Genomic DNA, 12692 nt, shown 5'->3' with positions numbered 1-12692 from the left:
CTTAGCGCCCCACGCTGGTATAGGCGGCAAAGCCCGCGGCCTTCGCGTCCTGCGCGTTGTAGATATTGCGCAGGTCGGCCATGCGCGGCACCGCCATGCTGGCGGCAAGCTTTTGCAGATCAAGCGCGCGGAACTCGTTCCACTCGGTCAGGATGACAACGCAATCGGCCTTGTCGGCGGCGCCATAGGCATCGCTCAGCCAATGAACATGCGGCAGCAGATGGGCGCCTTCACGCTCGCCCTGCGGGTCCACGGCGCGGACATTCGCCCCCGCCCCGACCAGCGCCGGAACGATGGTCAGCGAGGGCGCGTCGCGCATGTCGTCGGTATTGGGTTTGAACGTCACCCCAAGCACCGCGATTGTCTTGCCGTTGACCGAGCCGCCGCACAGATCGACGATCTTCTCGATCATGCGGCGCTTGACCTCGTCATTGACCTTGATGACCGTCTCGACGATCTGCATCGGCGCTGCGTGGTCCTGGCCCATCCGCGCCAGCGCCTGCGTATCCTTGGGGAAGCACGAGCCGCCATAGCCCGGCCCGGCATGCAGGAACTTGTTGCCGATCCGGTTGTCGAGGCCCATCCCGCGCGAGACCTGCTTCACATCCGCGCCGACCTTTTCGCACAGGCGCGCGATCTCGTTGATGAAGGTGATCTTGGTCGCCAGGAAGGCGTTGGCCGCGTATTTGATCATCTCGGCGGTTTCGAGATCGGTGTAGAGGATCGGGAATTCGCGCAGGAAGAGGGGGCGATAGATATCGCCCATCACGCGGCGCGCCTGTTCGGAGGTCACACCGACAACGACACGGTCGGGGCGCATGAAATCGTCGATCGCCGCCCCCTCGCGCAGGAATTCGGGGTTCGAGGCAACGTCGAAGGCGAAACCGGGCCGGACGCGGCTGATGACGTCATGAACGGCCTTGTTGGTGCCGACCGGGACGGTCGATTTCGTCACCACGACCGTGTAGCCGGTCATCGCCTCGGCGATTTCTTCGGCGGCGGCCATCACATAGGTCAGGTCGGCATGTCCGTCGCCACGCCGGGTGGGGGTGCCCACGGCGATGAAAACCGCGTCGGCGCCATCCACGGCGGCTTTCAGGTCGCCGGTGAACGACAATCGCCCCGCCGCAACGTTCTTGGCCAGAAGCGTGTCGAGGCCCGGCTCGTAAATCGGGATCTCGCCGCGTTCGAGCATCTCGATCTTGCGCGGGTCCTTGTCCACGCAGATCACCTCATGGCCGAAATCCGAGAAGCAGACCCCCGAGACAAGGCCGACATAGCCGGTGCCGATCATGGCAATCTTCATGGTTCTCTCCTCAGTCTTGCTCTGGTCGAAGCGTTGTTTCGGCGAAGCGGGATGTCAACGCGGCAAAGGGTGCAAATGCACGAAATCAGATAGGAATTCCAGCCGCGCAATGGCATGATGTACAAGATTTGAAGCCGTTAGCGCCGACGGTCGCCGGCGCTCTTGCTAAACTGCAACACTTGGCTGCGGCTGATGCGACAGGTGCCAATTTACCCCTTTGCAATCTGTTGCGCATGTGAGAGTCTCGCTCCGAGGCTGCCAGCGTGGCGGCTGTCAACGGTAATTACGGAGATTACTATGAAAAAAATCGCTACCATCGCTCTGGCCCTCGGCCTGTCGGCTTCGACCGCTTTTGCTGGCGGCTACACCGCTCCGGTCGTGGAAGCCGAACCGGTCGTCGTCGAAGGTTCGTCGTCGTCGAACGCTGCTTGGCTGATCCCGGCCCTGCTGATCGTCGGCATCGCGGTTGCCGCGAACGACTGATTTCGACTTCGGTTGAATTTGAAAGATCGGGAAGCGCAAGCTTTCCGATCTTTTTTATTTTGCGTTGCGCGGTGTTTGCTGGAACGTGAACTGCGCGATCAGTCCCGTAGGGACTGGAACATTACGTAGCCCAGGCTCGGACCCGCCCATTGGCTCGAGACGAGCACGCGCCCCTTGGTGCTGACCAGATATCCGTTATCCACCACCGCGCCCGAGCCTTCGCAATGCTCGACCACCTGCATGCCGCTATAGGCGATGCCCGACAGGGTCTGGCTGACCGGCTGGCCGATGCTCACGGCGCAGCGCATCGGTACGGGGCGCTCGGTGCCATCGCCGTCAAGATAGCGTTGCACCCGCTCGGCGGTGCCTGCGCTCCGCGACGTCACCAGTTTGGCGACGCCCTCGGTGTCGGCTGACATCAGGTCTTCGCCAAAGCCGCGCGTTGCCGCCAGCATTCCGTTGCGCAACACGATGCCGCGCTGATCGGGGCTGTTGTAGCTGCGCATCGCGCCATTCTCGCCGACCATGCCGAAAACCATCGTGGCGCCCGATGCCTCGAAAGTTGCCAGCATGACCGGCCCCTTGACCGAGGAGAGCGCGGCCTGCGCCAGCGCTTCGGGGTTCTGCGGAGCGGTCTGCGCGGCTTCGCTGCCCGGCATGACCAGCGCGAGGCCCGCTTTCAGAGTGCTGCTGGCGGAGGCGCCGCCTTGGGCCACCCCGGCAGTGTCGCTGGCGCAGGCGCTAAGCGCCACGGCGGCGGCCAGAGCCGTCAGGAGGGGGCGGCTCATCGCCAGAATCTCCCCCAATCCTCATAAAGGGCGCCCATATGGGTGTTGCGCACGGATTGATAGAGGCGGCCATCGACCTCGACGCGCGCACCGCCATCGCCGACATAGGGGCGGATCGTGGGCGTGAAGGTCGCGAGCGAAGGCTTGCCGGTTGCCCAGGACAGCGGGATGCGCAGCTTGACGCCCTTGTCGAAGGCGCCTGGGCCGAACTCGTCCGAGCTCATGTCGGTGATCGTCGCGAAGGCGCTCACGCTCCAGCCGTTCGCCAGTTCGCGATCGACCGAGAAGGTCGCGCCCCAGTCCTCGGCCAGGTAACGACCGACATCGACCGAGCCGGTGACGCCCGCGCCGAAGTCGTAATAGGCCGACAGGTGGCCCGAAACGGTGTCGTAATCGAGGAATTCGAAGCGCTGGTCATAGGCGCGCTGCTTGACCCAGTTTAACTCGCCGCCGAAGGCCAGACGGCTGTCCACGGGTTTCCACAGGATCTCGCCCGAGACCCCGCCATACATCTGCTCGAGATAACCGACGGTGACGCGGCTGTAGAGGTTCTCGGCGGGGCGGCTATACCAGGCCAGCGTCAGGCGTTGCAGCGCCAGATCGCCATGCTTCTGATACTCGGCGATATCCGAGCGGACATGCGGCGCGGTCGAGGTCGAGACCTTGGTTTGTTCGTCGAGGTTGCCGAAGATCTTCTGGTTGATCGCGCCCGACAGGATCAGGCCCGGCGTGATCTCGTAACGCGCGCTCAGCTCGACGCCCATGTCGGCGTAAAGATCGGCGTCTTTCTCGTAGGTCGAGAACTCGGCATAGGGGCGCAGGCCGAACTGCAGGCGCGGATAAAGGCCTTCGGTGGGCACATAGGCGCCAGCGGTCTCGGCCTCGCCGATCTGCGTTGCGGCAAGGATCTCACCCGCCTGGGTGTTTTCGAGGCGCTCCAGATCAGACCGGCGGAAGGTGACCGATGAGGTCGGCATCCCGTTGGAGACCTGCGTGACGGTGATCGTCTCGACCGAGGGGGGCAGGGCGCGCGTCAGGACGCGGGCGGTATGGCCGATGGCCTGCGGCGGAGCGGCGTAGATCTGGTTGCGCACGCGCACGTTGACGCTGTCAGCCGACAGTCGCATCGAATCGAGGATTTGCCCGTCCTTGCGAAGCGCATCGGCAACGGCTGTCTGAATCGCGGGTTGCGCGGTGGGGTCGGCGGTCCAGGCGCCCGACCAGCCGTCCGGGTCGGCGGCGGGGGCGGGGCGCGGACGCACCGGCAGCGGTGCTTTCTCAAGCCCCGAGGGTGCTGGCGGGTGGCGCGGATCAAGCGCGACGGTCAGTTGCAGCCCGACCTCGGAACCGGCCAGGTAGTAACCCGACAGCTTCACCATGCTGTTGATCTTGTAATCCGCACCGAAGTTCAGCGAGGACTTGCGGTCGAACCCGACCGCTGCGGTTTCGGCTTCATAGGCGTCCGAGCTGTATTCCGCCTTCAGCGTCAGCTTGTCGTTGGCCTGCCAGGCAAGACCCGCGAAAACCGCCGCCGGACCACGGAACCATGCCTCTGAATTCAGGCCGCCGGTGGGGTCGCTCACCGGCCGCGTGCCGCCGCCAAAACTGCCTTCGGAACCCAGTCGTCCCCAGCCAAGGCCCACGGTGCCACGCAGTGAGGGGTTCAGCGTCTTGGTCGCAACGATATATTCCGAGCCGTGGATGCCGCCGCCCATCAGGTCGCGCAGGCCGATGGCCAGTGCCGGGCGCATCCCGTTTTCGTTCAGCACCTGCCAGTGCAGGTCAAAGCCCCGGTCGCGCAGCGCGGTGCCATCGTCGGCCATCCCGTCCTCGGTCGAGACGCGCAGAACGGCGGTCAGCTGCGGGGCGATCTGGAAACTGAAATTGCCGCGCGCGGTCTTGCCATAGCCATAGACCGAGGTGACCAGCTCGCCATCCTTGATGACTTCGGCGGTGGGCATGTCGATCAGGCCCGGGGCGCCGTAGGTGCCAAGGCTCCAGCCGATGGTGGTTTCGGCATGAGCCGGGGTTTCGAATGCCATGGGCAGGCTGCCCGCGATCAGGGCAAGAGTGCTGATCTGAGCGATCTTCGAGACTTTGCGCGCCACGTGTCCCTCCAGGATTTTTCCCTGTTTATCGCGCACGCGCGCACAACGCGAGAGGAAGCACGCGATTCATCCGCCACTATGGGCGCGAAGCGACACTTTTTTCGCAAGAATTTGCGGAAGGCTGCGGCGCGGGGTCTTCCTGTGGGGCCGGGGCGCGGCGATACGCGCCCCGGCCTGATCGGTTACATGCAGCTGTCGAAGAGGGCGCGGGTGTTTTCGCGCGTCATCTCGATCGGGTTGCCGCCGCAGGAGGGGTCCTCCAGCGCCATCTCGGTCAGCATGTCGAGGTCTTCGGGTTTGACGCCCATGGCCGAGAGGTTCTCGGGGATGCCAAGCTCGCTGCGCAGGGTCATGACCCGGGCGCGGAAGCCGTCAAACCCGCCCTCGATGCCGAGGTAAGCGGCGGCCGCCTTGATCCGGTCTTCGATGGCTGCGCGGTTGTAATCGAGCACCATCGGCATCACGACGGCATTGGTCGTGCCATGGTGCGTGCCATAGACCGCGCCGACGGGGTGCGAGAGCGAGTGGATCGCCCCAAGCCCTTTCTGGAAGGCAACCGCCCCCATAGCCGCGGCCGACATCATGTTGGCACGGGCCTCAAGATCGGTCGGGTTCGCGTAGGCCTTTGGCAGGTTCTCGAACACCAGACGCATGCCTTCCAGCGCGATGCCCTGGCTCATCGGGTGGTAGAAGGGCGAGCAATAGGCCTCAAGGCAATGGGCAAGCGCGTCCATCCCGGTGCCAGCGGTGATGAAGGCGGGCATCCCCACGGTCAGCTCGGGGTCGCAGATCGTGACCGCAGGCATGAGCTTGGGGTGGAAGATGATCTTCTTCTTGTGGGTGTCCGAGTTGGTCAGCACGCCCGCGCGCCCGACCTCGGACCCCGTGCCTGCGGTGGTCGGCACGGCGATGATCGGCGCGATCTTCGCGGCATCGGCGCGGGTCCACCAGTCACCGATGTCCTCCAGATCCCAGACGCTGAGCGAGGCCGCCTGACGGGCCATCAGCGCGATCATCTTGCCCAGATCCAGCGCTGAGCCGCCGCCAAAGCAGATCACGCCATCATGGCCGCCCGCTTTGTAAACGGCGATGCCGTCGGTCATGTTCTTTTCGTTCGGGTTCGGATCGACCTCTGAAAACAGCGCGCGGCCAAGGCCCGCCGCCTCCAGCACATCCAGCGCGCCCGCCGTGATCGGCAGGCCCGCCAGCGCCTTGTCGGTCACCAGCAGGGGCTTCTTGATCCCAACGGCCGTGCAGTGATCGGCCAGTTCCTTGATCCGACCGGGGCCGAACTTGATGGCGGTGGGGTAGGACCAGTTGACGGTCGGGGCGGTCATTTCGTCACCTTCTTGAGATGGTAGGATTTCGGCCGGGTGACCGAGTAGAAACCGAGAACCGAGAGCGATCCGCCCCGGCCCGTGTCCTTGCAGCCCGTCCAGCACAGTGCCGGGTCAAGATAGTCGCAGCGGTTCATGAAGACCGTGCCGGTCTGCACCTGTGCGCCCACCTCGGCCGCGCGCCCAGGGTCCGAGGTCCAGAGCGAGCAGGTCAGGCCATAGGGGCTGTCGTTCATCGCGGCGATCGCCTCGGCGTCGTTCGCGACCGACATGATGCCGACCACGGGGCCGAAGCTTTCCTCACGCATGACGCGCATCTCGTGGTTCACGTTCACAAGGATCTGCGGGGCCAGATAGGCGCCGCCGTCATCCTCGGGGAAGAGCGCGGGGTCGATCAGCGCGGTCGCGCCCTCGGCCACGGCCTCGGCGATCTGCTCGCGCACGGTATAGGCAAAACGCTTGTTCGCCATCGGGCCGATGGTGGTTTCGGCATCGAAGGGATTGCCGAGCTTGAGGTTCTTCACCCAGGCCACGGCCTTCTCGACGAAGGCGTCATAGAGGCTTTCGTGAACGTAGACCCGCTCGATCCCGCAGCAGCACTGGCCCGCGTTATACATCGCGCCATCCATCAGGCTGTCCACGGCGGCGTCGAGATCGGCGTCGTCCATCACATAGCCCGGATCCTTGCCGCCAAGCTCAAGCCCGAGCCCGGTGAAGGTGCCTGCCGCCGCGCGCTCGATCGCCGCGCCGCCACCGACCGAGCCGGTGAAGTTGATGAAGCCGAAGGCGCGCGACTGGATCAGCGCCTCGGTCACGTCATGGGTCAGATATACGTTCTGGAACACATCCTCGGGCACGCCCGCCGCGTGGAAGGCCTCGGCCAGGCGCTCGCCCACCAGAAGGGTTTGCGAGGCGTGTTTCAGCACGACCGTGTTGCCCGCGATCAGGGCGGGCGCAAGCGTGTTGATCGTGGTGAGGTAGGGGTAGTTCCAGGGCGCGATGATGAAGACCACACCCACCGGCTCGCGCGCGATCTGACGCAGGAAGCGGTCGCTGTCTTCCACCACCATCGGCGCCAGCGACTGCGCCGCGATCGAGGACATATACTCGGTGCGGTCATTCACCCCGCCGAATTCGCCGCCATAGCGCGTCGGGCGGCCCATCTGCCAGGCCAGTTCCTCGACGATCTGCTCTTTCATCTCGCTGAGCTTGGCGACACCGGCCTTGACCAGCGCGATGCGCTCTTCCAGCGGGCGCGCGGCCCATTCGGCCTGCGCCGCGCGGGCGCGCTCGGCAACCATCTGTGCCTCGGACAGGCTCAGAGCGGGCCTTTCCGCATAGACCTGCCCGTCCACGGGCGAGATGCATTGGATCATCTTCGTCATATCGACCTTCCTTGCGCCCCAAGGGGCACCGTTCCTTGCGTCCGACTGGCCGGACGCAGCCATCTACGGGGCCTCAGGCCCGCTCAAACCCGCGCGTGCGTTCCCAATCGGTCACCACGCGCATTGCCTCTTCGATCTCCCAACGCGCGGCGCGATGGTAGTGTGACACAACGTCATCGCCGAAGGCCTTGCGCAGGAATTCCGAGCCGTTCAGCGCCTCGGCCGCCTCAAGCAGCGAGCGCGGCACCTGCGGCGCGGTGTCGTTCTGATAAAGATCGCCCGAGATCGGCGTGCCGGGGTCCAGCTTGCGCTCGATCCCCTCTAGCCCCGCCGCCAGCAGCGCCGCGCAGGCCAGATAGGGGTTCAGGTCGGCCCCGCCGATCCGGCATTCAACGCGCACCGACTTGGTGCTTTCGCCGCAGATCCGGTAGCCCGCGGTGCGGTTGTCCAGCGACCAGACCGCCTTGGTGGGGGCGAACATGCCGACGCAGAAACGCTTGTAGCTGTTGATATAGGGCGCGAGGAACACGGCGATGTCGCGCGTATAGGCCAGCTGCCCGGCAAGGTAGTGGCGCATCGTGTCCGACATGCCATAGGCCGCGTCCGCGTCGTAGAAGATATTGGCGCCACCCTGCCAGAGCGACTGGTGGATATGGCTCGACGAGCCCGCGCGCTTGTCGTCGTATTTCGCCATGAAGGTGACACTCGCGCCGTAGTCCTGCGCGATCTGCTTGGTGCCAAGCTTGATCAGGCTGTGCATGTCAGCGGTGTCGATGGCGTCGGAATACTTGGCGTTGACCTCTTCCTGACCGGCGTCGGCTTCGCCTTTCGAACATTCGATCGGGATGCCCGCACCGTAAAGACTGTTGCGGATCGCGCGCATGATCGGCTCGTCGCGGGTCGAGCCCATGATCGAGTAATCGACGTTGTAGCGCGCCATCGGCGTGGGGGTGGGGTAGCCGGTATCGAACAGCTCGGCGAAGCTTTCCTCGAACAGGAAGAACTCAAGCTCGGTCGCCATCATCGGCTCAAAGCCCATCGCGCGGGCGCGCTCGACCTGCTTTTTCAGGATGGTGCGCGGGGCGTGGGGGACAAGCTCATGCGTGTGGTGATCGTACAGATCGGCCATCACCAGCGCCGTGCCATCGGCCCAGGGGATCAGGCGCAGCGTGGCCAGATCGGGTTTCATGATGTAATCGCCATAGCCGCGCGACCAGGACGAGGCCTCGTAGCCCGGCACGGTGACCATCTCCATGTCGGTGGCCAGCAGGTAGTTGCAGCAATGGGTTTCCTCGACCGCGCTTTCGAGGAAGTGCTGCGCGTGGAAGCGCTTGCCCTGAAGGCGGCCCTGCATGTCGCAGATGCACACGATTACAGTATCGATGTCGCCGGAAGCTACGGCGGATTTCAGAGCCTCAAGCGAGAGGTTGGCGGGCATTCTTTCCTCCTGTGAACGGCCCCGCCTTCTTGCGGGCGGGGCTCGGGTATTGCGCGGCGGGGCGCGTGGCCCCGGCCGGATCAGCTGTAGCGATAGGGCGCGCCAGCCTTGACCATGGTATCGTTATACTTGCGGATAATCTCGACAACCTTCGCCTTGAGCGGGCTTTCGGCGGCGATCTCATCCCAGAACTTGTGCGCGGCTTCTTCAAGCTTGGCATAGTCCTCGTCGGGCAGGCTGGTGAGCTTCATGTCCGGGCCTTCGACGCGCAGCTTGGCCTCGCCAGCCCAGTACCACCACTGGCGGCGGTAGTGCGACTGCTCGAAACAGGTCGTCATCAATTGCTGCAGATGCGGCGGAATCTCGTTCCAGCGATCCATGTTGGCGAAGAAATGCCCGATCCACGCGCCCGAGATATTGTTCACGAGGAAATAGGGCGCGACCTTCGACCAGCCCGAGGTGTAGTCCTCGGTGATGCCCGACCAGGCCAGGCCGTCAAGCTCGCCGGTTTGCAGAGCGACCTCGACATCTTCCCAGGGCAGAGTGACCGGCACGACGCCGAACTGCGCGAGGAACCGGCCCGCCGTCGGGAAGGTGAAGACGCGCTTGCCGTTAAGGTCGGCGAGCGAGCTGACCGGCTCTTTCATGTTGAAGTTGCATGGATCCCACGACCCGGCCGAGATGTGCTTGATGCCCACCTTGGCGTATTCTTCCTTCCAGATCTCATCGAGGCCCCAGGTGTTGAACAGCGCGGGCACGTCAAGCGAGTAGCGCAACGCAAAGGGGAAGTAGCCGCCGAACACGGTCACCTCGGTCGGCGAGGCCATCGAGTCGTCATCCGACTGCACGGCGTCGATCGTGCCGTTCTGCATGGCCCGGAACAACTCCGACGTCGGCACCAGCTGGTCCGAAGTGTAAAGTTCGATCTCCATCTGGCCGTTGGCGATGGCGTTGAACGCATCGATTGCGGGCTTGACCACCTCTTCGGCCAGTGCGGGGCCCGCATAGGTCTGCAGGCGCCACTTGATCGTGCTTTGCGCGCGTGCCGGAGCCGCGAGGCCCGCCGCGGCAGCACCCACCGCACCGGTCGTGAGGAACTTACGTCTTGTCGTCGTCATTTCTCTCTCCTTGTTGGTTCAGCGCCCCGTTTCGGGGTCGTTCGTTATCATCAGCGGCCCAGAACCTCGCGCGGCAGCCAGAGCGCAAGTTCGGGGAAGATCATCACGAGGATCAGTGTCAGCAGCATCAACAGCACGAAAGGCGCGACCGAGCGGTAGATGACGGGCAGCGTGAACTCGGGCGGTGCCATCGCTTTCATCAGGAACAGATTATACCCGAAGGGCGGCGTGAGATAGGCAATCTGACAGGTGATCGTGTAAAGCACGCCATACCAGATCAGATCGAAGCCCAGGGTCTTGGCAAGGCTGACATAGACGGGCGCCACGATGACCAGCATGGCGGTGTCGTCGAGAAACATCCCCATCACGAGGAAGCTGACCTGCATCAGCACCAGGATCTGCCAGGGTTCGAGCCCCAGGCTGTTGAGGAAGAAGTTGTTGATCGCGCGACCCGCGCCAAGCCCGTCGAACACGGCGCCGAAAGACAGCGCGGCGGTGATGATCAGCATGAACATCACGGTGATCGCCAGCGTCTGGCGCGTCGCGGTCTCGAATACCTCGCGGGTGAAACGGCGTTTGACGATGGCGGCCAGCACGGCTGCCAGCGCGCCGATGACCGAGGCCTCGGTCAGGCTGGCCCAGCCATTGAGGAAGGGCACCATCATCGCGACGAAGATGAAGACCGGCAGCAGCCCGGCGCGCAGCAGGCGGAACTTCTCGGCGCGACTGACCGAGGCAAGTTCTTCCTCCGACATCGGCGGGGCGAGGGCCGGGTTCAGCTTGGTGCGGATCAGAATGTAGAGGATGAAGAGCGTCGCCATCAACAGGCCCGGCACCGCGCCCGCCAGCCACAGGTTCGACACCGGCTGACGCGCGATCAGCGAGAACAGCACCAGCACGACCGAGGGCGGAATCAGGATGCCAAGGCTCGACCCGGCCTGGATCACGCCCGATATCATCAGCTTGTCATAGCCGCGCCGCATCAGTTCGGGCAGCGCGATGGTGGCGCCGATGGCCATGCCCGCGACCGAGAGACCGTTCATCACCGAGATCATCACCATCAATAGGATTGTCCCGATGGCAAGGCCGCCCGGCACCGGGCCGAACCAGACGTGGAACATCCGGTAGAGGTCATCGGCCAGACGGCTTTCCGACATCACATAGCCCATGAAAACGAACATCGGCAGCGTCAGCAGTGGCGTCCACTTCATCAGCTTCATGACCGCCGAAAAGCCCATGTCCGTCCCGCCCGGCCCCCAGAGCATCAGCGCGGCGGCTACGGCGACAAAGCCGATGGCGCCGAAAACCCGCTGCCCGGTGAGCATCATCAGCAGCATGGTCGAGAACATCAGAAGGGCGATCGTGTTGTGATCCATCAGATTTTCTCCCCGCGGACGGTCGCTATGTCGCGGATCAGATGGACCCCGGCCTGCAACAGCATCAGCGCGAAGCTGATCGTGATGATGGATTTGATCGGCCAGAGCGGCGGGCGCCAGGCGGTCGGGTTACGCTCATTCACCGAGAAGGAATAGACGGTCGAGTCAAACGCCCCCCAAAGCATCACGCCAAGGTAGAACATCAGGACGAAGACGGTGAACACGTCCCACATCGCCTGCCCCTTGGTGGTGAAGCGGGAATAGAACAGGTCCATGCGCACGTTCGTGCCGAGCTGAAACGAGTAGGGCGCGCCGAGCATGTAATAGGCGACCAGAGTGAACTGGGCCATCTCAAGCGTCCAGAGCGCGGGCACATGCATGATCTTGGTCACCGAGGACCACAGCAAGATCGCCATTATCACATAGAGCAGATACATGGCGAAGCGCCCCACGCGGCGGTTCATGCCTTCGACAAAGCGAACATAGGCGTGACACCAGCCGGGCATTAGCGCGCCTCCTCGATCTTGGCGACGGCCGCGAGCAGCAGCGGGGCGAGGCGCTCGGCCATCGTGTCTTGCTGGGCGGGCGTGGCGATCAGGTCGTTGCGCAACTCTATCATGACGTTGGGGATGCCAAGAGGCGTCGCTTGCAGGGCAAGGGTGTGGGTGACCTCGTCGGCGGCCGAGTAGGGCTCGTTCAGGCGGGCATCCATCTGGGTCGCGGCGCGGGCCTCGGCATGGAAGGCCACGGCAAGCGCGGGGTCGGCGTCATGGATCACGCCCAGTTCGACGGCACGGGCCTTGCCGTTGAAGACGGGGGTGAAGCTGTGCACGGTGACCATCACCGGCGCGTGCCCCAAGGCCAGTTTGCGCGCGATCTGAGCGCGCAGCGTGGCGTGGAAGGGCAGATAAAGCGCCTCGGTCCGCGTCAGGCGCTCTTGCGGGGTGATGTTGCGATTGCCGGGAATGTCGTGGATCTCGGAGCGCGCGGGCATCGCGCCTGCCGAATGCGGGGGGCGGTTGAGATCATAGATCAGGCGCGAGCTGTTGGCATGCACGAGAGCCGCGTTCAGCCGCGCCGCCAGACCCCGCGCCAGCCCAAGCGCGCCCGGATCCCAGGCGATATGGGCCTCGCGCTGCGCAGCGCTCAGCCCGAGATCGCCCCAGGGCGCCGGGAAGGCGTTGGACGCATGTTCGCACACCACCACGAAGCGGCCGGGGGTATCCGGCCCTTCGACAGATACGGCGATTTCCGCAATCTGATCGGTCATTTTCCCGTCGATTCTCTTTTTATCTTTTGGTCAGGCTCTCTCGCGCAGACCGGTTCTGTCAACATCATTTCAAAAATAGAATT

Annotated in this window: 11 protein-coding genes; 1 reads left to right on the top strand and 10 read right to left on the bottom strand. The window is 64.2% G+C overall.

What is annotated here, in order from left to right:
* Nucleotide 1 precedes the first annotated feature (1 nt).
* On the bottom strand, nt 2-1306 hold the full coding sequence (locus KTQ37_RS09385; RefSeq protein ID WP_218630258.1) for a UDP-glucose dehydrogenase family protein: 1305 nt from the start codon (nt 1304-1306) through the stop codon (nt 2-4).
* Nucleotides 1307-1603: 297 nt separating this feature from the next.
* Between KTQ37_RS09385 and KTQ37_RS09380 the strand changes: the two genes are divergently transcribed.
* Entirely contained in the window at nt 1604-1789 is a 186-nt protein-coding gene (locus tag KTQ37_RS09380; RefSeq protein ID WP_218630257.1) for a hypothetical protein, read from the top strand.
* 98 nt (nt 1790-1887) lie between these two features.
* Here the strand turns inward: KTQ37_RS09380 and KTQ37_RS09375 are convergent, their stop codons facing one another.
* From KTQ37_RS09375 to KTQ37_RS09335, 9 genes are all read right to left on the bottom strand, one after another.
* Complete coding sequence (locus tag KTQ37_RS09375) at nt 1888-2577, bottom strand: YjbF family lipoprotein (protein WP_218630256.1); 690 nt, start codon at nt 2575-2577, stop codon at nt 1888-1890.
* The gene (locus tag KTQ37_RS09370; RefSeq protein WP_218630255.1) at nt 2574-4685 is read right to left on the bottom strand and encodes a YjbH domain-containing protein; all 2112 of its coding nucleotides are present in this window, start codon (nt 4683-4685) and stop codon (nt 2574-2576) included. Before KTQ37_RS09370 ends, KTQ37_RS09375 begins: the two co-directional genes overlap by 4 nt.
* Nucleotides 4686-4867: 182 nt before the next feature.
* Nucleotides 4868-6022: an iron-containing alcohol dehydrogenase gene (locus KTQ37_RS09365; protein WP_218630254.1), complete on the bottom strand. Its 1155-nt coding sequence runs from the start codon at nt 6020-6022 to the stop codon at nt 4868-4870.
* Nucleotides 6019-7407: an aldehyde dehydrogenase family protein gene (locus KTQ37_RS09360; protein ID WP_218630253.1), complete on the bottom strand. Its 1389-nt coding sequence runs from the start codon at nt 7405-7407 to the stop codon at nt 6019-6021. The genes KTQ37_RS09365 and KTQ37_RS09360 overlap by 4 nt, the downstream gene beginning before the upstream one ends.
* A 73-nt stretch (nt 7408-7480) precedes the next feature.
* Nucleotides 7481-8845, bottom strand: coding sequence for a glutamine synthetase family protein (locus KTQ37_RS09355; RefSeq protein WP_218630252.1), 1365 nt, complete (start codon nt 8843-8845; stop codon nt 7481-7483).
* Between the two features lie 80 nt (nt 8846-8925).
* Nucleotides 8926-9963 (bottom strand): TRAP transporter substrate-binding protein, encoded by a 1038-nt coding sequence (locus KTQ37_RS09350; RefSeq protein WP_218630251.1) that lies wholly within the window; start codon nt 9961-9963, stop codon nt 8926-8928.
* 50 nt (nt 9964-10013) lie between these two features.
* Entirely contained in the window at nt 10014-11339 is a 1326-nt protein-coding gene (locus tag KTQ37_RS09345) for a TRAP transporter large permease (RefSeq protein WP_218630250.1), read from the bottom strand.
* On the bottom strand, nt 11339-11845 hold the full coding sequence (locus tag KTQ37_RS09340) for a TRAP transporter small permease subunit (RefSeq protein WP_218630249.1): 507 nt from the start codon (nt 11843-11845) through the stop codon (nt 11339-11341). The genes KTQ37_RS09345 and KTQ37_RS09340 overlap by 1 nt, the downstream gene beginning before the upstream one ends.
* On the bottom strand, nt 11845-12609 hold the full coding sequence (locus tag KTQ37_RS09335) for an N-formylglutamate amidohydrolase (RefSeq protein WP_218630248.1): 765 nt from the start codon (nt 12607-12609) through the stop codon (nt 11845-11847). Before KTQ37_RS09335 ends, KTQ37_RS09340 begins: the two co-directional genes overlap by 1 nt.
* Between the last annotated feature and the right edge of the window lie 83 nt (nt 12610-12692).

Origin of the sequence: Sedimentimonas flavescens, assembly GCF_019264375.1 — a bacterium.
In the GTDB taxonomy this organism is placed as follows: Bacteria; Pseudomonadota; Alphaproteobacteria; order Rhodobacterales; family Rhodobacteraceae; genus Rhodobacter; species Rhodobacter flavescens.
The sequence above is the reverse complement of the archived record's forward strand: the minus strand, read 5'-3'. Positions and strand labels throughout refer to the sequence as shown.